This is a genomic window from Ideonella azotifigens (genome assembly GCF_021043325.1).
GTDB classification, from domain to species: Bacteria; Pseudomonadota; Gammaproteobacteria; order Burkholderiales; family Burkholderiaceae_C; genus Ideonella; species Ideonella azotifigens.
The window spans coordinates 335,410-355,813 of sequence record NZ_JAJNKD010000002.1; the positions used below are offsets into that span (position 1 = coordinate 335,410).

The window sequence follows — 20,404 nt, forward strand, 5'->3', positions numbered from 1 at the left end:
GCGTGTGCTTCAAGCGGATTGATAACCCGGGTGCCAGCGCAGGCACAGCCGCTCCAGCCCGCGTGCCACTTCGTCGGCCAGCTTGCCCAGCAGCGCATACAGCAGGATGCCGACCAGCACCACGTCGGTCTGCAGGAACTCGCGCGCGTTCATCGTCATGTAGCCAATGCCGGCCTGGGCCGAGATGGTCTCGGCGACGATCAGCAGCACCCACATCAGCCCCAGCGAGAAGCGCAGGCCCACGAGGATGGACGGCAGCGCGCCGGGCAGGATGACCTCGCGGTACAGCGACCAGCCGGAAAGGCCGTAGCTGCGCGCCATCTCGATCAGGCCTTTGTCCACGTTGCGGATGCCGTGGAAGGTGTTCAGGTACAGCGGGAAAAACACGCCCACCGCGACCAGGAACAGCTTGGCGCTTTCATCGATGCCGAACCACAGGATGACCAGCGGGATCAGCGCCAGCGCCGGGATGTTGCGCAGCATCTGGAAGCTGGTGTCCAGCAGCGTCTCGGCCAGCCGGAAGCTGCCGGTGGCCAAGCCCAGCAGCAGGCCCAGCCCGCCGCCAATGGCCAGCCCTGCCATCGCACGGCCGCTGCTGACGGCCACGTGGTGCCACAGCTCGCCCGAACGGGCCAGTTGCCAGAAGGCGCTGGCGACAGCGTCCGGCGCCGGCAGCACGCGGCTGGACAGGCTGCCGCTGCGCGAGGCCAGCTCCCAGGCGACCAGCAGCAGCAGTGGCACCAGCCAGGGCAGCGCCTGGCGGGTGACGCGGCGCCAGGCCTGCGACCCGGCCTTGACGGGGATGTCAACGGGCGCCGGCGCCGACGAAGAAGGAACAGCTTGCGTGGTCATGGCGACAGCACCTGCTCCCGTCTCAGCTGGCGGCGCGTGCGAGCACCGAAGGCTCGCTGGCGGCAGCGGTCTTCCCGGTGCTGTTCGCCGCACTGTTGGCACTGGGCACATGGTTGTTGGCGACGATCTCGCCAAACGGCCCGGTCAACGAGGGCTGGCCCAGGCGCTCGCGCACCGACAGCGGCAGCAGCGGGAACACCAGCTCGGCGAAGCGGTAGGCCTCTTCCAGGTGCGGGTAGCCGGACATGATGAAGTAGTCCAGCCCCAGCGCCGCGTATTCCTTGATGCGGTCCGCCACCTGCTGCGGGTTGCCGACCAGCGCGGTGCCGGCACCGCCGCGCACCAGGCCCACGCCGGCCCACAGGTTGGGCGAGACCTCCAGGCCTTCGCGGATGTTCTCCGGGTTGTACTTGCCGGCATGCAGCGCGGCCATGCGGCGCTGGCCTTCGGAGTCCATCTTGGCGAAGGTGGACTGCGCGCGGGCAACGACTTCCGGGTCCAGGTACGAAACCAGGTCGGCCGCGGCGGCCCAGGCAGCCTCTTCGGTCTCGCGCACGATCACGTGCAGGCGGATGCCGTAGCTCAGCGTGCGGCCCAGCTCGGCGGCGCGGCGACGCACGCCTTCGACCTTTTCGGCAACGGCCGCAGGCGGCTCGCCCCAGGTCAGGTAGGTGTCCATCTGCTGGGCGACCAGCTCATGCGCCTCAGCCGATGAGCCACCGAAGAACAGCGGCGGGTACGGGCGCTGCACCGGCGGGTAGAGCAGCCGCGCACCCTTGACCTGCAGGTGCTTGCCGTCGAAGTCGTGCGACTCGCCGGTGTGGCTCTTGGCCATGATGTCGCGCCAGAGCTGCATGAACTCCGAGGCTTGCGCGTAGCGCTCGCCGTGCGGCAGAAACTGGCCGTCGCCTTCGAGCTCGGCCTGGTCGCCACCGGTGACCAGGTTGATCAGCAGCCGGCCGCCGGACAGGCGGTCGAAGGTGGCGGCGATGCGGGCGTACTGGCTGGGCGTGATCAGGCCCGGGCGCAGCGCGACCAGGAACTTCAGGCGCTGGGTGAAACCCATCACGCTGGAGGCCACGGTCCACGGGTCTTCGCAGGAGCGGCCGGTGGGGATGAGCACGCCTTCGTAGCCCATGGTGTCGGCGGCGATGGCGACCTGCTTGAAGTAGTTCAGGTCGGCCACGCGCGCGCCGTGGGAGGTGCCGAGGTAACGGCTGTCGCCGTGGGTCGGGATGAACCAGAGCATCTTCATGATGGCGGCTTTCTTGTGCGGTGAAAGAGGAGACGGCGCTTTCAGCGCTCGGTGGCGACGCGGGTCGCGCTGGCAGCGCCAGGCAATGCGTCGACGATGCGGATGGGCTTGGGGATCAGCTTCAGGTTGTAGAAGCTGTCGGCAATCAGCTGCTGCTCGGCGGCGATGGCCGGGGTCACCGGCTGCACGTTGAACTGGTAGCGGTGCAGGCTGAGCTTGACCACTTCCACGTCCAGCCCCTGCAGCGGCGCGATCAGCAACGCGGCCTCGTCCAGGTGGGTCTTGAGCCAGCGGCCCTGGGCCTGCGTGTCCTCGAACAGTGCGGCAATCACCTTGGGGTACTTCTGTGCGTAGCCGCGTTCGGCCAGGTAGAAGTTGTAGTCGCTCACCAGGCCCTTGCCGTCGGCCAGGATGCGGGCGTTGCTCTGCTTCTCGACGGCGGCCAGGAACGGGTCCCAGATGACCCACGCGTCCACAGCACCTCGTTCGAAGGCAGCGCGTGCATCGGCTGGCGGCAGGAACACGGGCTGGATGTCGGTGTACTTCAGGCCGGCTTTTTCCAGCGCCTTGACCAGCAGGTAGTGCACGTTCGAGCCCTTGTTCAGGGCGACCTTCTTGCCCTTGAGCTCGGCCACGCTCTTGATCGGCGAGTCCTTCTGCACCACCAGCGCCTCGGCTTCGGGTGCGGCCGGGTCGTTGCCGATGTAGACGAAGTTGGCGCCGGCCGCCTGCGCAAAGATGGGCGGCGCTTCGCCGACAAAACCGACGTCGATCGCGCCGACGTTCAGGCCTTCGAGCAGCTGCGGCCCGGCCGGGAACTCGACCCACTGCACCGCCACGCCCAGCGGCTGCAAACGCTTTTCCAGCGTGCCCTGGGCCTTTTGCAACGTCAGCAGGCTGGCGGATTTCTGGAAGCCGATGCGCAGCGCAGACGGCGAGGCCGGCGCGGCGGCGAAGGCACCGGCGGCGCTCAGGCCGATCGACAAGGCCAGCGGTGCGGCAAGCATGTGGCGGCGGGTGCGGGACAACAAGGACAACATGACGGCTCTTTCAATGCTGCGGAACGGCGGCCAGCGCTGCCAGCGCGGCAGGCTGCACACGCAGCGGCGGCTGCAGCGGCGCCAGCGCGCGGCCCAGCCGGTCCAGCACCGCTTCGGAGGGAATGTGGCGCTGCAGCGCGTGGTCGCGCTCGAACTGGGTGTCCTCGGCGTAGACGACGTCCAGCACATGGCGCGCGCCCAGTGCCGACAGCACGGGCTTCAATGCATAGTCCAGCGCCAGCAGGTGGCCGATGCTGCCGCCGGTGCCCAGCGCCAGCACCGTCTTGCCGCGCAGCCCGTCCTGCGGCAGCAGGTCCAGGAAGGCCTTCAGCGCGCCGCTGTAGGCGGCCTTGTAGATGGGGGTGGCGACCAGCACCACATCGGCCGCGGCAACCTGCGCCAGCGCCTGGGCGATCAGCGGGTCACGCGCGTCAGCTGCCAGCAGCGGCACGGCCGGCAGCAGGCGGACTTCGATCTCGATCGTGCCGGGCCCCTGGGGGCGGGCCAGCGAGGCCAGCGCGGCGCGCAGCAGCGCAGTGGAGCGGGACGGGCTGGTGGGGCTGCCCGCGATGCCGACGATGTTCATGACCTGCCTTCGACCCTGCACCTGCAGCGGGCGAGACCGCTGCAGGCGATATGCGTGAAACAAGCTTGGCTGCGGGAGACCATGCAGCCAGCGTGTTCACGATAACGAGCACCCTGCGCAGGGCGAAGGAAGGTTTTCGGCTTTGGTTATCGGCTTTGGTTATCGGCTGGGCGATTGCACGCGTTCAGTCCGTTCAGACCACCACGCGTTCCCACACCGGCTGGCCCGCGGCTTCGGCTTGCGCTTCGGGTACGGTGCCCAGCGGGCCGAAGTGGGCGGGCAGTTCGGCGCGGTCTTCCAGCAGCGCGAGGAAGTCCGGCCGCAGCGGCACGCGGGCGGCTTCCAGCGCCAGCTTGCGGGCGTTCAGCAGCGGCGGGTTGCCGACGATGGACGCGGCGCGGAAGGTGATGTTGACAAGCGTGCGGCGCTGCTCGGTCACGTTGATGCCCTGGCTGTGGATGGCCATCGGGTCCAGGAAGACCAGCGAGCCGCGTGGCGCGAGGATCTGCACCGCGCTGGGGAAGTAGGACTGGTCATAGACCAGGTAGTTGATGCCTTCCTCGCGCACGCCCGCCTCGGTGTGCTTGAAGTAATAGCCGGGTTCGCGCAGGCGGTGGCTGCCGGGCACGACAAAGGTCGCGCCGTTCTCGGCCGTCAGGTCGGTCAGCAAGATGAAGGCATGCAGGTAGCTGGGCAGGATGGGCCCGTCCTTCCACAAGGTGTCGCGGTGGTAGCTGAGCCGGCCGCCCAGGCCGCGGGCCTGGCTGCGCGGGTCCGGCATGTTGGTCTGCAGCAGGCAGTCGCGGATCACCGCGCCGCCCAGGTAGGTTTGCGCCATCGCCTGCACCCGCTGCGACATGGCCAGCGCCTGCAGTTCCTCCGAGACGCAGTAGGCGCAGCGCGTGGTCAGCAGTGGCCAGCCATGGGTGAAGTTCACTTTGCCTGCGGTCTTGGCGTAGTGCTCGACCTCGGCCTCGAAAGCGCTCAACGGCGGCAGCAGCGTGGCCAGCTGGTCGTCGCTGACAAAGCCGGGCAGCACGACAAAGCCGGCGGTCTGCAGACAGAACAGGTCGCGTTCGAATTGGGGGATGGTCATGGGGTCGTGGGGCGGGTCTGTTCAATGAAGCCAGGCCAGAAGGCGCTCGGCGCAATCGGCCGGAGCCGGCATGGCGGCAATTTCCTGCTGCAGGCGGCGCGCCGCCTCGCGGTGGCCGGGCTGGTGCAGCAAGGCGGCGACCGCCGGGCCGACGGCCTGCGCGGTGGCCGCTTCCTCGCTCAGGTGCAGGCCGGCGCCAACCCGCTCGCAATGCACCGCATTGCGGTACTGCGAGGCGCCGCCGCGCGGCACGATCAGCAGCGGCAGGCCATGGGCCAGCGCGGCAATGGTGGAGCCGGCGCCGCCGTGGCAGATCACCGCGTCGCAATGCGGCAGCAGCTGGCGGTGCGGGATGAAGGCGCTGGCGTGCACATTGGCGTAGCGGCTGAAGTCCAGCGACTGCAGCGCCGCGCCGGTCGTCAGCACCACGCGCACCGGCTCGCGCTGCAGGCCGTCCAGCAGGCGCAGCAGCAACGCGGGCGCCTGGTTGTAGGCGTCCACCGTGCCCAGCGTGATGTGCACCACGGGTTCGCCGGGCTGCAACAAGGCCTCGGGCAGGGCATCGGCCGCGCTGCCGGGCGGGCCGTCCACCAGCTCAGGCCGCAAGGCCCAGGCGCCAGGGAAGGCAGCGGCCGCTTCGGTCTGCAGCGTGGGTGGGCAGGTGTCGATGAACCGCTGGTACAGGCCGGCGTAAGGCGGGGGCTGCAGGCCCTGGGCCTGCCACTGGGCGTGCATGCGCTGGGTGACGTTCTGCAGCACCTGCAGCGGCCGCATCGCGACCGGCCAGCCGACGGTGGCGCAGCGCGCGCCGACCAGCGCCGCCACCAGCGGCCCGGCGAATTCGCCTTCCTCATGCAGCACCAGCGCCGGCCGCCAGTCGCGCAGCTGCGGCAGCAGCGTGGCCAGCAGGCGCTCGGGGTAGAGGCGGGTGAACATGGTGGCGGCGCGCTCGGAGGCCGGCATGGCGGCTGTCCCGTTCTCTGCCAGTTGGGCGTCCAGCAAGGCGTTCAGCTCGTCGGTCTCGGCACCGGCCTCCAGGCATTCGAAGCCCATGCGCCGCACATGCTGCGCGAAGCGCGGCGGCGCGGCGAAGCGCAGCGCGTGGCCGGCCTGCTGCAGCGCAGCGGCCAGCGGCGCCAGCACCTCGAAGCGGCCACGGCCGGGAATGCACAGCAGCAACACGCGCATGGGGCGTTCTCCGGTTCAGGCGGCCAGCGCCTCGGTTTGCAGCAGGATCTCGCGGGCCCGGGCCACGCTGTCGAAGATGTCGGCCAGGTCGAAGTTGATGTCGCGCTCGATGATGATGGCGCGCGGCTGGGCGCGTTCGCAGACGTGGCGCAGCAGCTCCCAGACCGGCTCGCCGATGCGGTGGCCGTGGCTGTCGATCAGCAGCTCGTCGCGCACGAAGCCGCCGGCCAGGTGCAGCTCCACCACGCGGCCGAGGTCCAGCCCGGCCAGGTATTCATACGGGTCGAAGCGGTGGTTCTGAGCGTTGATGTGCAGGTTGTTGACGTCCAGCAGCAGCCCGCAGTCGGCCTGCTGCAGGATGCCGTTGACGAAGCTCAGCTCGTCCATCTCCTCGTCGCCATGCTCGAAGTAGTAGGTGATGTTCTCGACCAGGAAAGGCGTGGCGCTGGCCTGCTGGATCTGGCGGATCTTGGCGGCGATGCGCTGCTGGTTGGCCAGGCTGCGGCGCACCGGCATCAGGTGGCCCACGTCCAGCTCGCCCACGCGCGAAAACGCGATGTGGTCGCTGAACCAGAGCGGCTGCCAGCGCTCGACCGCCTGCAGCGTCGCGGCCAGGTGGTCCGGGTCCAGCGGCGCGGCGGTGCCCAGCGAGGTGCTGACGCCGTGCAGCACCAGCGGCTTGTCGCGCATCAGCCGGCGCAGCGGCTCGCCGACCTGCTCGTCCTGCAGGATGTTGTCGGAGATGACCTCCAGCAGGTCCAGCTCGTCGAGCCGGTCGATGATCTCGGCCTCGATCTCGTGGCGGTGGTTCAGTCCGACGCCGAGGCAGTGGGGATTGCAGTCACGCTTGGGCATGCCGGGTCCTGTTCGGGAGGGGAGACGGAAGGGGTGGACAACACCAGGGGCGCGATCACGCCGGCCTCGGCGAGCCTGTCCAGCGTGGCGGCCAGCGCCTGCGGGGTGGACAGCGCGTAGCCCTGGCTGCGCAGGTGGTCCGGCAGGTCGGCCAGCGAACGCCGGCCATCGCAGGCCGACAGCAGCAGCAGGGTGCGCGCGGTGATGCGCAGCACCCGCACCTGGGTGTCCTGCCAGGCTTCATAGAACAGCAGCAACTCGTCCTGCGCGGGCGCCGCCGCCTGGTCGCGCCAGGCGGCCAGCGCGGGCTCGCGCATCTCGGCGGGCTGCTGCACGGCAGCGCGCAGCGTGCGGACCAGCGGCGAGATGGCGCGCTTGAAATGCAGGGTCTCGCTGTTGGTGACCAGGGCCGGGCCCAGGTAAGGCGGGGACACCGGCGCCGACTTGCCGTGGCGCGCCGCGCGGTCGCTGATGCGCAGCAAGGCCTCTTCGTAGCGCATCACGTCCAGCACCGGGTCACCCTCTGCCAGCGCCGGGCCGGGCTCGGCCACGCAGGCAGCGCAGAAGGCCCGGCAGGCTTCGGCCACTGCAGGCGTGGTGGTGTCAACCTGCGCGTCCTTGAAGCGGCGCCACAGCTGGCGGGCCTGCTCGGGCGACAGCAGCGCAGCGCTCAGCGGCAGCGCGCGCAGCACCTGGTCCATCAGCCGCTGGTCCAGGATGCTGGCGAGGATCTTCAGGCGCCGGCTGTTGCGCTGCACCGTGGGGGCCAGCAGCGCCAGCGCCTTGGCTGGCAGATCGTCGAAGGTGACGGCTGCGCCCTCGCTGACGCAGCGCGCCAGCAGCCCGCTGTTGCAGACCAGCCGGGCCACGGCCTGCTGCAGCAGGTATTCGGCCTGCTCGTCGCTGGGCTCGGCGCGCGCGCTGTCGGCCACGGGGGCGGTGGCGGCGTGGGCGGCCAGCAGGCGCTGGTGCAGCTGCATGAAGCGGCTGCGGTCCTGCGGGCCCAGCGAGGCGGCCAGCCGGTCGCCGCAGGCCAGCGCGGTGGCCAGGTCGGCGCGCACCAGCTGCTTGTAGGCCTCCAGCCGGATGCGCGCATCGCCCAGCTCGAAGATGCGCGCCAGCAGCCCGGCCGGCGCGGGCCGGGCCAGCGCCTTCAGCAGCACCAGCACCGTCTGCAGGTTGCGCCGCGAGGGCCGGGCCGGGTCGCGGTAGAAGTCCAGCGGGTTGACTTCATCGTCGAACCACAGCGTGTCGTTGGCACGCTGCGCCCTGTCCTCGGAATCGTTGAAGACATGCAGCGTGACGCTGGGCGCCGTGGTGTCGGGATTGCCCAGCGCATGGATGCAGGGCGGCACCAGGAAGCCGGTCTGGCCGCGAGCGGCCACGAAGCGCTGGGTCGGGTTCAGCGTTTGGCTGGCGGCGTCGCGCTGGTAGAGCGCCACGTCCAGCCGGTTGTGCATCACGCCGCTGACGCTCCAGGTGTTGTGCTGGTGCGGCGCATTGGTGAAACCCGGGTCCCACAGGAACAAGGCCATGCGCCAGCAGCGCCCGTGCTCGATGTGCAGCGGCTCGTAGGGCGCGCCTTCGAGCAGGCAGCGGGCGGCCTTGTCGGTGGTGGCTTCGGCGCATTCGAGCACGAAGCGCTCGTCCAGCATCGCGCTGCCGACGATGGGCCGCACCGCGTGCACCACGTCGGCCGGCGACAGGTGCCGGTCGACCGCGTCGTTGATGCCTTGGATCAGGGTGGTCAGTGCCATGCACGGCTCCCGCTGCACGCGAAGCACTCGCCGGTGCAGCGTCAAGGAACTCGCCGAGCAAACCGCAAGCTCGGACCTCGGAACAGGGGCACCCCGACCCGGCACGCTGTTGACATGCCGCACCAAGGTGCCTGGACGGGGCTCAGGCGAAACCGCCCGGGCCGCGTCCGTCAACAGCTCACGAGCAGCTCAGGCAGCCGACGGCTTGGGCAGCCACGGCGTCGACGCTCTGGGTGTCGACGATTTCGAACGCGTCGACTTCTTGCAGCAGCGCGACGTCAGCGGCCGAGATCACGGTGGTTTCGATGCTCATAGTTTCTCTCCTTGAGTGTTAAGAAAAACCCCGGCATGGACATGCCTGGGTGGCGGGTTTTTACATGCCATCGCCCTGTTTCCGACATCCCCTGACATGGGGGGTTATTCAAAACAATGGCGATCGACTGAAAACCAAACCCGCGTAACACCAGGAAACCGATCTGAATCTATTTGTATCTGCAGTTTCACTGCCGCACAGCCGGGCACGCTGCTTACATCCATGCACATTCCTCAGCTTCGCCTAATGCTCGCCTAACGCAGCGTTTGCGCTGCTGCGCTAGGGGTGTGCGCGCGATGGCGCGCCGCACGCGTCAGCGCGCATATACCAGGGCCGAAAGATATTCGAAAGTGCTGCTTTCAAGGCGTTACAGATACACCCTGGCCGGATATCGGATATTTCCATTCCGAGAATAACCAACCCCCTTCAACGTGGGATATCGAGCCGGATTCGCGCGGTGTGCAATCGGCGCGCAGGAGATCCCGAAAAGGGTTTTCCAAAACCCCACAAACCAGGGCGAGAAAAATGAACCACATCGACTGGACCGAGCTGCTGGCGCAGCCGCAGATCAATCTGGCGGACTGCCTGGTGCAACGCCACGTGCGCGAAGGCCGCGGCGCGCGGCCGGCGCTGCTGTTCCACGACAGCCGGCTCAGCTACGACGACCTGCAGCAGGCCATGGCCCGCAGCGCCAACCTGCTGCAGCGCCACGGCGTGCAGCCCGGCGACCGGGTGCTGCTGGTGGTGCCGGACAGCCCGGCCTTCGTCAGCAGCTTCTACGCCATCCTGGCGCTGGGCGCGGTCGCCGTGCTGGCCAACCCGCTGCTGCCGCCGGCCGACCTGGTCTACATGGCCCAGCATGCCGGGGCCTGCTTCGCGGTGATGCACCAGGGCATTGGCGCCAAGGCGCAGGCCGTCGGCGAAGCAGGCGTGCAGGTGCTGCAGTGCGGCGACGGCGCCGGCGAGCGCGGCGAGCTGGAACGCGCCGCCGCTGGCGAGCCCAGCGTCTTCCCCATTGCCGAAACCGCGGCCGACGCGCTGGCCTACGTGCTGTTCAGCTCCGGCACCACCGGCAAGCCCAAGGCGATTCCGCGCCGCCACCGCGACATCCTGCACTGCACGCGGGCTTTTGGCGACGACATCCTGGCGATGGACGAAAACGACCTCATCGTCGCCGTGCCCAAGCTGACCTTCGGCTATGCGCTCGGCGGCTCGCTGCTGTTTGCCGGCGTGGCCGGTGCGGCGGCGGTGGTCTTTCCGCTGCGCTCGACCGCGGCCATGGTCGCCGAGCAGATCGAGCGCCACCGGCCTTCGGTCTTCCTGGCCACGCCGCGCATCCTCGCCGAGCTGCTGAAGAGCCCGGGCGCCGAGGCGCTGCTGGACAGCGTTCGCATTGCCACCTCGGCCGGCGAGCCGCTGCCGCCCTCTGTGCTGCAGGCCTGGCGCGCGCGGCTGGCCGCACCTTTGATCGACGGCTTCGGCTCGACCGAGGTCGGCCACATCTTCCTGTCGAACTCGGTGGGCGACATCCGCGAGGACAGCTGCGGGCGCTGCCTGTCCGAGTTCCGCGTCAAGCTGATCGGCGACGATGGCCAGCCCGTCAGCGAAGGTACCTCGGGCCGCATGTGCATTGCCGGCCCCAGCGTGGCCAGCGGCTACCTGAACGACCCGGAGCGCTCGGCCGCCAGCTTCGACGGCGAATGGCACATCAGCAGCGATCTGTTCACCTGCCGCGACGGCGCCTACACCTACGTTGGCCGGGCCGACGACATGGTCAAGAAGGGCTGCGGCGAATGGGTCTCGCCCTACGAGGTGGAAGACGCGCTGATGAAGCTGGACGCGGTGCTGGAGGTCGCGGTCGTCGGCAGCCGCACGCCGGCCGGCGTGATCGGGCTGAAGGCCTTTGTGGTCACCACGCCGAACACACCCGTCTCCGAAGCGCTGGTCGCCACGCTGATCGAGCACACCCGCCAGCGCTGGCCCGACTTCCCGCACAAGCACCTGGACGAGGTCGAGTTCATTGCCGAGCTGCCGCGCAACGTGGCCGGCAAGGTGCAGCGCCAGCAGCTGCGCCAGCAGTCGCTGACCGAGTTCTCGTATGACTGCTGAGGCCTGCCCGCTGGGCAGGGGTGGCGCAGCGCAGGCCGGGCTGCATGCCGGCCTGCGTTATGCCGGCTACCTGCGGCTGGACCAGGTGCTGGGCGCGCAGGCGCCGCTGAGCGCGGACACCGCGCAGCCCATCCACGACGAGCACTTCTTCATCGTGCTGCACCAGGCCCACGAGCTGTGGTTCCGCCAGTGGCTGGTCGAAGCCGCCGCGGTGCTGCAGGCCGATGCGCAAGCCCCCGGCTTTTTTACCGACGCACTGCCCAAGCTGCACCGCATGGCCGAGATCCAGGCGCTGCTGAATCAGCAGCTGGGCCTGCTGGCCACGCTGGACCCGCTGCAGTTCCTGGCCATGCGCCCGCTGCTGGGCAGCGCCTCGGGCAGCCAGAGCCTGCAGTTCGTGCTGATGGAAGCCACGCTGGGCACGCTGGACGAAGCCCGCGCGCCGCAGGCCTGCACGATGATGACGCCGGCCGAAAGCACGCAGGTGCTGGCCACCTGCCGCCAGCCCACGCTGCACGACCAGCTGGCACGCGGCCTGGCCGCCGAATGGCAGCGCCAGCAGGCCACGCCGGCCGCCAAGGCCTGCCACGCGCAATGGGCCCAGGCGCTGACGGAACGCGAAGCGGCGCAGGGCTGGCCGGCACTCGCGCTGCCCGCGGCCTTTGCCCGGCTGCCCCGCGCGGCCGCGCTGGCAGCGCTGCTGGCGCGCTCGCGCAGCCAGCCGCGCGAGCGGCTGATCGACGACGCGCTGGACCGCCTGTGCCAGCTCGAACAGCTGCTGCACCGCTGGCGCCTCCAGCATGCCGAGCAGGTGCGTGAACTGCTGGACGAGCTGCCCGGCACTGGCGGCAGCAGCGGCCACCGCTACCTCAGCGCCAATGCCGCCGCACAGCCGCATTCGGCACTGCGCACGCTGCGCCAATGGGCCGCCCGGCCAGGCATCCAGGTGCCTGCATGAGACCCGCTGGGCCGCCCCCAAGGGCGAAACCGGAGCACGCAGTGCGGAGGGCAGTCCAGTGACGTTGCAGCCCGCCCTGGCCCACGACGCCTTCTGCCGCCCGCTGGCCGCAGACGGTCAGTCGCTGAGCTACCTCTGCGGCCATTCGCTGGGCCTGGCGCCACGCGCCGCGGCCGAGCGCGTGGCGCACGAGATGCACCGCTGGGCCACGCTGGGCGTGCGCGGCCATTTCGAAGGTGCAGACCGTGGCGACACGCCCTGGGCCCAGGCCAGCGAGCCGCTGCGCGCGCCGCTGGCACGGCTGGTCGGCGCCTCGGTCGACGAGGTGGTGGCGATGAACAGCCTCAGCGTCAACCTGCACCTGCTGCTGCTGAGCTTTTTCCGGCCCCAGGGCGCACGCTCGCGCGTGCTGCTGGGCCGCCATGCCTTTCCTTCGGACCGGCTGGCGCTGGAGTCGCAATGCCGGCTGCACGGGCTGGACCCCGCGGCCTGCCTGGTCGAGGCGCAGGCCACCGAAGGCGTGTCGATGACGGACGCGGTGCTGCGCGAGCTGCACCGCCACGGCGAGCGCGTGGCGCTGGTCTGGCTGGACGCGGTGGACTACACCACCGGCGAAGTGGTGGACATTGGCCGCGTGGCCCGCGCCGCGCAGGCCGCCGGGGCCCGCGTCGGCTTCGATCTGGCGCATGCGATTGGCAACCTGCCGCTGGCGCTCAGCGAAGACGGCGTGGACTTTGCCGTCTGGTGTGGCTACAAGTACCTCAATGGCGGGCCGGGCGGCCTGGGCGGTGCTTTCGTGCACCGCCGCTTCCATGACGATGCGCAGCTGCAGCGCCTCGAAGGCTGGTGGGGCCAGGCCGCCGGCTCGCGCTTTGCCTGGGGCCAGCAGCCGCGCGAGCGGGAGCCAGGCGCCGGCGCCTGGCAGCTGAGCAATCCGCCGGTGCTGGCAGCGGCGGCGCTGGCCGCATCGCTCGAACTGTTCGACCGTTTCCCGGCCAGCACCTGGCGCGCCCGCAGCCTGGCGCTGACCGCGCTGGCGCGCGACAGCATCGAGGCGCTGGACCGCCCGCCGCTGCGCATCCTGACCCCCGCCGATCCGGCGCGCCGGGGCTCCCAGCTGTCGCTGGACCTGCCGGGCCAGGCGGTGGCGATGGAACACGCGCTGCTGCGCCACGGCGTGGTCTGCGACGCGCGTGGCGCCAACATCCTGCGGGTCTCGTTCTGCCCGCTCTACAACGACGCCGACGACGTTCGCGCGCTGGCCCAAGCCCTGGAGCAACTGCTGTGAAACGCGTCTGCATTGCCGGCGCCGGCCTGGCCGGCCTCTACCTCGCGGTGGCGCTGGCCCGCCGCGGCATCGCGGTCCAGCTGCACGAGCGGCGCGAGGCTTCCGAACTGGGCCTGACGGAAGACGCCAAACGCCGCTCGATCGCGCTGGCGCTGTCGCACCGCGGCCTGCATGCGCTGGGCAGCCTGGGGCTGGAAGCCCGGGCCAGCGAGATCGGCCGGCGCATGCTCGGCCGGGTCATCCACCAGGCCTCCGGCGAACTCGCCTTCTCGGCCTACGACCCGACCGGCCAGGGCCGCATCCTGGCGGTGCAGCGGGCCGAGCTGTACGAGCTGCTGGCCGATGCGGCGCGGCGCGAGCCGCTGGTCACGCTGCGCTTCGGCCAGGGCTTGCGGGACTGGGCGCATGGCGAAGACGGCCAGGTCCAGGTGCGTTTCGACAACCTTGCGCAGCCCGCCACCTTCGACGCGCTGCTCGGTGCCGACGGCGCCGACTCGCGCACCCGCGCCACGCTGGAACGCCAGCGCGGCGTGGCCTTCCAGCGGGTCGACTTCGAGCAGGCCTACAAGGAGGTGCGGCTGCGCGTGGCGCCGCGTCCGGCCGGGCAGGACGGGCTGCACATCTGGCCGCGCGACGAGGTGATGCTGATCGGCCTGCCCGGCCGCCAGGCCGGCGAGCTGGACGGCACGCTGTTCCTGCCGCGCGCCGCCGAGGCTGCCTGGTTCGGCCTGGACGCGGCGGCGCTGCAGCAGCGTTTTGCCACGCTGTTCCCGGACCTGCAGCTGCCCGCCGGCGAAGCCCAGGCGCTGCGCAGCCGCCCGCTGGGCCGCATCAGCACCATCGAAGGGGGGCCCTGGTGCGACGGGCCGGTGCTGCTGGTGGGCGACGCCGCGCATGCAGTCACGCCCTTCCTCGGCCAGGGCATGAACTGCGCGCTGGAAGACTGCGAGCTGCTGCTGGACTGCCTGGACCAGGCCAGCGGCTTTGCGCCCGCCTTCCAGGCCTTCTACCAGCAGCGCCGCGAGGACGCGCAGGCGCTGGGCCAGATGTCCACCCGCAACCTGCAGGAAATGATGGTCGAGACGCGCACCCCCGCCTATGCTCGCCAGAAGCAGTTGGAAGCCTGGCTGGCCACGCGCTTTCCCGGCGTGTTCCTGCCCAGCTATTCCGCGATCACCTTTGATCGCATGCCTTACGCCAAGGTCTTGCGCATGAAGACACTCCAGGAAGCGCTGCTCGCGCGCTTGCAGACGGCCAGCGGCGAGCCGCCCGCCGCGGCCCAGGCCGAGCGCGAAGTGGCCGCCTACCAGGCTGCGTTTTCTTCGCTGATGGCGGAGCCCGCATGCTGAACACCGCTGCCACGGCGCCGCTGCTGCAGGTCAACCAGCTCGGCAAGCAGCTGGGCGCCCGCGTGATCTTCCGCAGCCTGAGCTTTGCCTGGGCCCAGCCCGAGCTGGTCTGCGTGCGCGCGCCCAACGGCGCCGGCAAGACCACGCTGCTGACCATGCTCGCGGGTGCCGCGCTGCCCGATGCCGGCCAGGTGCTGCTGCAAGGCCTGGACCTGGCTCGCTCGCGCGAACAGGCTGCGCGCCAGCTGGCCTTCGTGCCGGACGGCTGCCCGATCTACCCTTTCCTGACCGGCCGCGAATGGCTGGCCTTTGCCGCTTCGGTGCACGGCAGCAGCCCGGCCGCGAGCGACGATCTGGTGGCGCGCTTCCAGATCACGCCGCATCTGGACACCCGCTTCGGCGCGATGTCGCTGGGCACCGCGCGCAAGTTCCTGCTGGCCTCGGCACTGGCCAGCGACGCGCCGGTGCTGATCATGGACGAGCCGACCAACGGCCTGGACACCCGCTCGCTGGCCGTCTTCAAGGACTGCCTGGACCAGCGCCGCAGCCGCGGCCTGGTCGTGCTCACCTGCCACGACACGCAGCAACAGCAGCTGCTGGGCGTGCGCACCGTCGAGCTGGCGGACCTGGAGGCGGTGCCAGCGTGAAGCCGACCGAGTCCATGCCGGCGCCCACGCAGATGGCTCGGGCCGAGCGCCCCGCCGAGCCGCAGCCTGCCCGCCTGCCTTCGGGCAAGCGTTCGACCGCGCCCTCGCCCAGTGGGCAGACCACGTTCCGCAAGCTGTTCTGGTGGCGCATGCACCATGTCGCCAGCGTCGGCTTCCGGCTGCTGACGCGGCGCTGGCAGGCCGCCATCCTGGTGCTGTTCATGGTCTCGCCCAAGCTGATGCCGCTGGCCCAGCAGCTGGAGATCCTGGGCACGCCGGTGCTGCGCCTGACCGAGCCCGGCGCGCCGGCCACCACGCTGGGCGTTTGGCTGCTGATGCTGAGCCTGGCGGCCAGCTGGTGCGCGCTGCAGGCAGGCCTCTTGAGCGGCGGCCCGGCCTGGGTCTACCTGCGAACGCTGCCGCTGCCCAGGCACCTGACGCGCCGGGTCGACCTGGCGGTGCTGGCGGTGGCCGACCTGCCGCTGCTGCTGCCGTTTTTCGCCGCCCAGTACACGCTGCACCACGAGGCCGGCCCGGCCGGCCATGCCCGGCTGGCGGCCACGCTGGTGCTGGCCGCGCAGCTGCCGCTGGTCCAGCTGCTGGGGCTGCAGCGTTCGCGGGCGCTGCTGCCGCTGCTGGCCACGCAGGCACTGGCGCTGCTGGCGGTCGCGCTGGGCCTGGGCAGCGGCTGGCTGGCGCTGCTGCTGCTGGCCGCCAGCGCCGTGGCGCTGTGGCTGCCGGATGCGGTTCGCCAGCGCCGGCCGCGCGCCCCGCTGCCGCCACCGGCCTGGCTGCGCATGGACGCGCAGCAGGCACCGCGGGCCAACCTGCTGCGGCTGGACCTGCGCTTTCTGCTCGCCCCTGCGCAGATGCTGCGCCAGCTCGGCCTGCTGACCGCCACCGGGCTGCCGGTGCTGCTGTGCTGGCTGCTGCCGCGGCTGGGCGTGCAGGCGGTGGTCGTGCATTACGTGCTGCTGATGCTGCTGGTGCCGCTGCTGTTTGCGCTGGCGGGCCGGGCCTTCGACCTGCGCCAGCTGCACGCGCCAATGGCCGCGCTGCATGCCAGCCAGGGCATCAGCCCGCGGGCCACGATGCAGGTCGGCCTGCTGGTGCTGCAGCTGCTGGGCCTGCTGGCGCTGCTGCCGCTGGCGCTGGCGCTGCTCTACAGCCTGGGCGCCGCCCGCGCGCTGTGGCTGCTGCCGGCCGGCCTGCTGGCGCTGCTGCTGCTGGCCGCGCTGAACTACCGCGGCGACCAGGGCATGTTCATTCCCAAGGTCCTGATTGCCGCGGCCGCCAGTGGCGGCCTGATGTATGCGCTGCTGTGAGCGGCGCCGCTTGCCCATCCCACCTTGCCTTTCCCACACGCCCGGAGGAATGCCATGACCCCCATCGACAGCATCAAGGCCCTGACCATCGACTACCTGGTCAACACCGCGCAGGTCCCGCGCGAGGAGCTGGCCAACGGCGCGGTCAAGCTCTCCGCGCTGAACATCGACTCGCTGTCGCTGGTCGAGATGCTGTGGATGGTGGAGGAGCAATACGGCGTGACCATCGGCCGCACTGAAGCGCTGCGCGACATGACGCTGGACGACATGGTTGCCGCGCTGGCCGAGCAGCACCGCCAGCGCGGCCAGCCGGGGCTGGACCCGCTGCCGCTGCCGCTGGCTTCGTGATGCGGCGCGCGGTGGCCATCACCGGGCTGGGCGCGGTCACCCCGCTGGGGCTGGACTTCGCCAGCAGCATGGCCGCGTTGCTGGCTGGGCAGAGCGGCGTGCGCGCCGCGCCGGCGCCCATCCTGGCGGCGGCGCCCACGGCGATTGCCGCCTCGGTGCCGGAAGGCTTTGCCGCACGCATCGCGCCGGCCGAGGCGGGCTACGACCGCGTCACGCTGCTGGGCCTGGCCGCTGCCCGCGAGGCCGTCGCGAATGCCGGGCTGGCGCCCGATGACGCGCAGCGCGAGCGCATCGGCGTGTTCACCGGCATTGGCATGGGCGGCCTGCTGACGCTGGAGACCACGATGCGCGACGTCGAGGCCAAGAAGGCCCAGCGCGGCCCGAACGGGCCCATCCTGGTGCACCCGTTCACGGTGCCGCGCATGATGCCCAACGCGCTGTGCGCCTGGTTGGCCATCGAGCTCGGCCTGCACGGGCCCACGCAGAGCTACAGCGTGGCCTGCGCCTCTTCGGCGGTGGCGCTGGGCGAGGCCATGCGCTGCATTGCGCACGGTTATGCCGACGCCATCGTCGTCATCGGTGCCGAGGCCTTGCTGTCGCCCGGCTCCTACGCCGCCTGGCAGGCGCTGCGCGTGCTGGCCACGCCAGATGCTGAGGACCCGGCCCGCAGCCACAAGGCCTTCGACCTGAAGCGCTCGGGCTTTGTGCTCGGCGAGGGCAGCGCCGCGCTGGTGCTGGAAGCCGAGGACTTCGCGCGCCGCCGTGGCGCCCGCATGCACGCGCGGCTGGCCGGCTACGGCAACAGCACCGATGCGCAGCACATCACCAAGCCCTCGCGGCCAGGCCAGGCTGCCGCCATGCGCGACGCGCTGCGCGACGCGGGCTTGCCGGCCGATGCGGTGGGCTACGTCAATGCCCACGGCACGGCCACGCCGCTGGGCGACCTGGTCGAGTCGCAGGCGATTCACGACGCTTTTGGCGCGCACGCCAGCCACCTGGCGGTCAGCGCCACCAAGTCCATGCACGGCCACCTGATCGGTGCCGGCGGCGCGCTGGAGTTCGCGATCAGCGTGCACGCGCTGGCCAGCGGCTCGATCCCGCCGACCGCCAACCTCAGCGAGCAGGACCCCGGCTGCGCGCTGGACGTGGTCCCCGGCAGCGCACGCCACGGCCAGCAACTGGACGCCGTGATGTCCAACTCGTTTGCCTTTGGCGGCAGCAATGTGTCCTTGATTGCCACGCGGGCTGACGCATGAGTGCCACGCTTGAGTCAGTGACGGCACCATTGCAGCTGGACCGCAACGCGATCGAGCAGCTGATCCCGCACCGCGGCGATGCGCTGCTTGTGCACAGCGCCGAGGTGCTGGGCGAAGGCCGCTTTGCCGGCAGCGCCTGCTGGTCCACCGAGCTGGCGGCGATGCAGGGTCATTTTCCGGGCCGGCCCATCGTGCCGGCGGTGCACCTGGTCGAGGCCGCGGCGCAGATTGCCGGCGCCGCGCTGCGCGCCAGCGAGCCGCAGGCCCAGGCCGCGGGAGGTGGGCAGCTGGGCGTGCTGGCGATGATCCAGCGCTGCAAGTTCCTGCGCGCTGTGCTGCCGGGCCAGCAGGTGCGCTTCACGCTGGCGGTGGACCGCGCCACGGCCGGTTTTGTCTCGGTCAGCGGCCAGGCCGCGGTCGACGGGCAGCGGGTGGCCGAGTTGTCGTTTGTGCTGGGGCTGGCCGGTCCGGCCGAGCTGGGTTTGTCATGACCTTGGCGCTTCAGATTGCCGGCTTGCGCAAGGTCTACGACAGCGGCTTTGTCGCGCTGCAGGACCTCAGCCTCAGCGTGCCGCGTGGCGAGGTGTTTGCGCTGCTCGGGCCCAATGGCGCCGGCAAGAGCACGCTGATCAACATCGCCTGCGGCATCGTGCGCGCCAGTGGCGGCACGGTGCAGGTCGAGGGATTCGACACGGTGCGCGAAGCCCGCCAGGCGCGGGCCCGCATCGGCCTGGTGCCTCAGGAACTGCCCAGCGATGCCTTCACCACGGTGCAGGCCGGCGTGGCCTACAGCCGCGGGCTGTTCGGCCATGCGCCGAACCCGGCCCGCATCGAGGCGGTGCTGCGCAGCCTGTCGCTGTGGGACCAGCGGCGCAGCCCGATGAAGGCGCTCTCGGGCGGCATGAAGCGCCGGGTGCTGATCGCCAAGGCCCTGTCCCACGAACCCTCGCTGCTGTTCCTGGACGAGCCCACCGCCGGCGTGGACGTGTCCTTGCGGCGCGACATGTGGGCCACCATCCGCCAGCTGCGCGAACAGGGCGTGACCATCATCCTGACCACCCACTACCTCGAAGAAGCCCAGGCGCTGGCCGACCGCATTGGCGTGCTGCGGCGCGGCGAACTGGTGCTGGTCAGGCCGACGGCCGAGGTGATGCGCGAGCTCGGCGGCAAACGCCTGACGCTGCAGTTGCAGCAGCCGCTGGTCGAACTGCCCGAGGGCCTGGCCGACCTGGCGCTTCAGCGCTCGGCCGATGCGATGCAGCTGAGCTGCGACTGCACGCCGCGCGAAGGCTGGCCCGGCATCGGCCCGCTGCTGCAGCGCCTGGCCGCGTACGGCATTGCGGTACAGGACCTGCAGACGGCGCAGCGCTCGCTGGAAGACATCGTGATCGACCTGGTCGAGGAGACCGGGGCATGAATCGCCATGCCGTGAGGGCCATGTACTTTCATGAACTGCGGCGCATGCGGCGCACGCTGACGCAGAGCCTGATCGCGCCGGTGGTCACCACCACGCTGTACTTCATCGTCTTTGGCGCCATCGTCGGCGCGCGGGTGCCGACGGTGGCCGGCGTGAGCTACGGCGCCTTCATCGTGCCGGGGCTGCTGATGATGGCGCTGATGTCGCAAAGCCTGTCGCATGGCTCGTTCAGCATCTTCTTCCCGCGCTTCACCGGCACGGTCTACGAGCTGCTGTCGGCGCCGGTGTCGCCCTACGAGATCCTGCTGGGTTTTGTCGGTGCGGCGGCGACCAAGGCGGTGCTGGTGGGCGGCGTGATCCTGCTGACCGCGCGCTGCTTCGTGCCGCTGCAGATCCTGCACCCCGTGTGGATGCTGGTCTTCAGCCTGCTGGCGGTGCTGGCCTTCGGGCTGGTGGGCTTCCTGATCGGGCTGTGGGCCGACAGCTTCGAGAAGCTGCAGATGGCGCCGCAGCTGGTGCTGACGCCGCTGACCTTCCTGGGCGGCAGCTTCTACGCGCTGGAGATGCTGCCGCCGGCCTGGCAGCAGCTCGCGCTGTTCAACCCGCTGGTCTACCTGATCAGCGGCCTGCGCTGGAGCTTTTACGGCCAGGGCGATGTGCACCTGTGGACCAGCCTGGCGGTGGCACTGGGCTGCGTGGCCGCGGCCACGGCCACGGTCGCCTGGACCTTCCACACCGGCTACAAGCTCAAGGCCTGAGCCTCCC

General features: G+C 70.5%; 20 protein-coding genes. 11 read left to right on the forward strand and 9 right to left on the reverse strand.

All coding sequences use genetic code 11. The features are described from left to right. Positions 1–9: 9 nt before the first annotated feature. The 9 genes from ssuC to LRH25_RS32705 all read right to left on the reverse strand — a co-directional run bounded on the left by ssuC (position 10) and on the right by LRH25_RS32705 (position 8,942). Entirely contained in the window at positions 10–852 is an 843-nt protein-coding gene (gene ssuC, locus LRH25_RS06150) for an aliphatic sulfonate ABC transporter permease SsuC (RefSeq protein WP_231010491.1), read from the reverse strand. 22 nt (positions 853–874) lie between these two features. Further along, positions 875–2,107, reverse strand: coding sequence for an FMNH2-dependent alkanesulfonate monooxygenase (ssuD, locus tag LRH25_RS06155; RefSeq protein ID WP_141291138.1), 1,233 nt, complete (start codon positions 2,105–2,107; stop codon positions 875–877). 41 nt (positions 2,108–2,148) lie between these two features. Beyond that, on the reverse strand, positions 2,149–3,147 hold the full coding sequence (locus tag LRH25_RS06160) for a sulfonate ABC transporter substrate-binding protein (RefSeq protein ID WP_141291136.1): 999 nt from the start codon (positions 3,145–3,147) through the stop codon (positions 2,149–2,151). Positions 3,148–3,157: 10 nt separating this feature from the next. Further along, positions 3,158–3,733, reverse strand: a complete 576-nt coding sequence (gene ssuE, locus LRH25_RS06165; protein WP_231010492.1) for an NADPH-dependent FMN reductase — start codon at positions 3,731–3,733, stop codon at positions 3,158–3,160. A gap of 193 nt (positions 3,734–3,926) precedes the next feature. Beyond that, positions 3,927–4,829 (reverse strand): phytanoyl-CoA dioxygenase family protein, encoded by a 903-nt coding sequence (locus LRH25_RS06170; protein WP_141291838.1) that lies wholly within the window; start codon positions 4,827–4,829, stop codon positions 3,927–3,929. A 21-nt stretch (positions 4,830–4,850) separates the two neighbouring features. Next, on the reverse strand, positions 4,851–6,017 hold the full coding sequence (locus tag LRH25_RS06175; RefSeq protein WP_231010493.1) for a glycosyltransferase: 1,167 nt from the start codon (positions 6,015–6,017) through the stop codon (positions 4,851–4,853). 15 nt (positions 6,018–6,032) lie between these two features. After that, positions 6,033–6,872 (reverse strand): MbnB/TglH/ChrH family RiPP precursor modification enzyme, encoded by an 840-nt coding sequence (locus LRH25_RS06180; protein ID WP_141292084.1) that lies wholly within the window; start codon positions 6,870–6,872, stop codon positions 6,033–6,035. Then, positions 6,827–8,629 carry a hypothetical protein gene (locus tag LRH25_RS06185; protein WP_231010494.1) on the reverse strand — a complete coding sequence of 601 codons (1,803 nt, stop codon included), beginning with the start codon at positions 8,627–8,629 and terminating at the stop codon, positions 6,827–6,829. The genes LRH25_RS06180 and LRH25_RS06185 overlap by 46 nt, the downstream gene beginning before the upstream one ends. Before the next feature lie 178 nt (positions 8,630–8,807). Continuing rightward, complete coding sequence (locus LRH25_RS32705) at positions 8,808–8,942, reverse strand: hypothetical protein (protein ID WP_259372474.1); 135 nt, start codon at positions 8,940–8,942, stop codon at positions 8,808–8,810. 525 nt (positions 8,943–9,467) lie between these two features. Between LRH25_RS32705 and LRH25_RS06190 the strand changes: the two genes are divergently transcribed. Genes LRH25_RS06190 through LRH25_RS06240 form a run of 11 tightly spaced genes read left to right on the forward strand, consistent with a single transcriptional unit; the run spans position 9,468 to position 20,397 of the window. Beyond that, the gene (locus tag LRH25_RS06190; protein ID WP_231010495.1) at positions 9,468–11,051 is read left to right on the forward strand and encodes an AMP-binding protein; all 1,584 of its coding nucleotides are present in this window, start codon (positions 9,468–9,470) and stop codon (positions 11,049–11,051) included. Next, entirely contained in the window at positions 11,041–12,009 is a 969-nt protein-coding gene (locus LRH25_RS06195; protein WP_231010496.1) for a tryptophan 2,3-dioxygenase family protein, read from the forward strand. The genes LRH25_RS06190 and LRH25_RS06195 overlap by 11 nt, the downstream gene beginning before the upstream one ends. 58 nt (positions 12,010–12,067) lie before the next feature. Then, on the forward strand, positions 12,068–13,297 hold the full coding sequence (gene kynU, locus LRH25_RS06200) for a kynureninase (RefSeq protein ID WP_231010497.1): 1,230 nt from the start codon (positions 12,068–12,070) through the stop codon (positions 13,295–13,297). After that, the gene (locus LRH25_RS06205; protein WP_231010498.1) at positions 13,294–14,646 is read left to right on the forward strand and encodes an FAD-dependent oxidoreductase; all 1,353 of its coding nucleotides are present in this window, start codon (positions 13,294–13,296) and stop codon (positions 14,644–14,646) included. The genes kynU and LRH25_RS06205 overlap by 4 nt, the downstream gene beginning before the upstream one ends. Further along, entirely contained in the window at positions 14,640–15,293 is a 654-nt protein-coding gene (locus LRH25_RS06210; RefSeq protein ID WP_141291837.1) for an ABC transporter ATP-binding protein, read from the forward strand. The genes LRH25_RS06205 and LRH25_RS06210 overlap by 7 nt, the downstream gene beginning before the upstream one ends. Then, complete coding sequence (locus tag LRH25_RS06215; RefSeq protein WP_231010499.1) at positions 15,290–16,618, forward strand: hypothetical protein; 1,329 nt, start codon at positions 15,290–15,292, stop codon at positions 16,616–16,618. Before LRH25_RS06210 ends, LRH25_RS06215 begins: the two co-directional genes overlap by 4 nt. 54 nt (positions 16,619–16,672) lie before the next feature. Then, positions 16,673–16,966: an acyl carrier protein gene (locus tag LRH25_RS06220; RefSeq protein ID WP_231010500.1), complete on the forward strand. Its 294-nt coding sequence runs from the start codon at positions 16,673–16,675 to the stop codon at positions 16,964–16,966. Continuing rightward, complete coding sequence (locus tag LRH25_RS06225) at positions 16,966–18,222, forward strand: beta-ketoacyl-[acyl-carrier-protein] synthase family protein (protein WP_231010501.1); 1,257 nt, start codon at positions 16,966–16,968, stop codon at positions 18,220–18,222. Before LRH25_RS06220 ends, LRH25_RS06225 begins: the two co-directional genes overlap by 1 nt. After that, positions 18,219–18,713, forward strand: coding sequence for a 3-hydroxyacyl-ACP dehydratase FabZ family protein (locus LRH25_RS06230; protein ID WP_231010502.1), 495 nt, complete (start codon positions 18,219–18,221; stop codon positions 18,711–18,713). The genes LRH25_RS06225 and LRH25_RS06230 overlap by 4 nt, the downstream gene beginning before the upstream one ends. Beyond that, the gene (locus LRH25_RS06235) at positions 18,710–19,639 is read left to right on the forward strand and encodes an ABC transporter ATP-binding protein (protein WP_141291461.1); all 930 of its coding nucleotides are present in this window, start codon (positions 18,710–18,712) and stop codon (positions 19,637–19,639) included. Before LRH25_RS06230 ends, LRH25_RS06235 begins: the two co-directional genes overlap by 4 nt. Then, on the forward strand, positions 19,636–20,397 hold the full coding sequence (locus LRH25_RS06240) for an ABC transporter permease (protein WP_141291459.1): 762 nt from the start codon (positions 19,636–19,638) through the stop codon (positions 20,395–20,397). The genes LRH25_RS06235 and LRH25_RS06240 overlap by 4 nt, the downstream gene beginning before the upstream one ends. Positions 20,398–20,404: the final 7 nt, after the last annotated feature.

Excerpts from the sequence above, each read along its gene's own strand:
- ssuC (WP_231010491.1), bottom strand. The coding sequence starts at position 852 with ATGACCACGCAAGCTGTTCCTTCTTCGTCGGCGCCGGCGCCCGTTGAC.
- LRH25_RS06240 (WP_141291459.1), top strand. The coding sequence starts at position 19,636 with ATGAATCGCCATGCCGTGAGGGCCATGTACTTTCATGAACTGCGGCGC.
- LRH25_RS06225 (WP_231010501.1), top strand. The coding sequence starts at position 16,966 with ATGCGGCGCGCGGTGGCCATCACCGGGCTGGGCGCGGTCACCCCGCTG.
- LRH25_RS06210 (WP_141291837.1), top strand. The coding sequence starts at position 14,640 with ATGCTGAACACCGCTGCCACGGCGCCGCTGCTGCAGGTCAACCAGCTC.
- LRH25_RS06180 (WP_141292084.1), bottom strand. The coding sequence starts at position 6,872 with ATGCCCAAGCGTGACTGCAATCCCCACTGCCTCGGCGTCGGACTGAAC.
- LRH25_RS06230 (WP_231010502.1), top strand. The coding sequence starts at position 18,219 with ATGAGTGCCACGCTTGAGTCAGTGACGGCACCATTGCAGCTGGACCGC.
- ssuE (WP_231010492.1), bottom strand. The coding sequence starts at position 3,733 with ATGAACATCGTCGGCATCGCGGGCAGCCCCACCAGCCCGTCCCGCTCC.
- LRH25_RS06175 (WP_231010493.1), bottom strand. The coding sequence starts at position 6,017 with ATGCGCGTGTTGCTGCTGTGCATTCCCGGCCGTGGCCGCTTCGAGGTG.
- LRH25_RS06235 (WP_141291461.1), top strand. The coding sequence starts at position 18,710 with ATGACCTTGGCGCTTCAGATTGCCGGCTTGCGCAAGGTCTACGACAGC.
- LRH25_RS06190 (WP_231010495.1), top strand. The coding sequence starts at position 9,468 with ATGAACCACATCGACTGGACCGAGCTGCTGGCGCAGCCGCAGATCAAT.
- ssuD (WP_141291138.1), bottom strand. The coding sequence starts at position 2,107 with ATGAAGATGCTCTGGTTCATCCCGACCCACGGCGACAGCCGTTACCTC.
- LRH25_RS06185 (WP_231010494.1), bottom strand. The coding sequence starts at position 8,629 with ATGGCACTGACCACCCTGATCCAAGGCATCAACGACGCGGTCGACCGG.
- LRH25_RS06195 (WP_231010496.1), top strand. The coding sequence starts at position 11,041 with ATGACTGCTGAGGCCTGCCCGCTGGGCAGGGGTGGCGCAGCGCAGGCC.
- LRH25_RS06160 (WP_141291136.1), bottom strand. The coding sequence starts at position 3,147 with ATGTTGTCCTTGTTGTCCCGCACCCGCCGCCACATGCTTGCCGCACCG.
- LRH25_RS32705 (WP_259372474.1), bottom strand. The coding sequence starts at position 8,942 with ATGAGCATCGAAACCACCGTGATCTCGGCCGCTGACGTCGCGCTGCTG.
- LRH25_RS06170 (WP_141291838.1), bottom strand. The coding sequence starts at position 4,829 with ATGACCATCCCCCAATTCGAACGCGACCTGTTCTGTCTGCAGACCGCC.
- LRH25_RS06220 (WP_231010500.1), top strand. The coding sequence starts at position 16,673 with ATGACCCCCATCGACAGCATCAAGGCCCTGACCATCGACTACCTGGTC.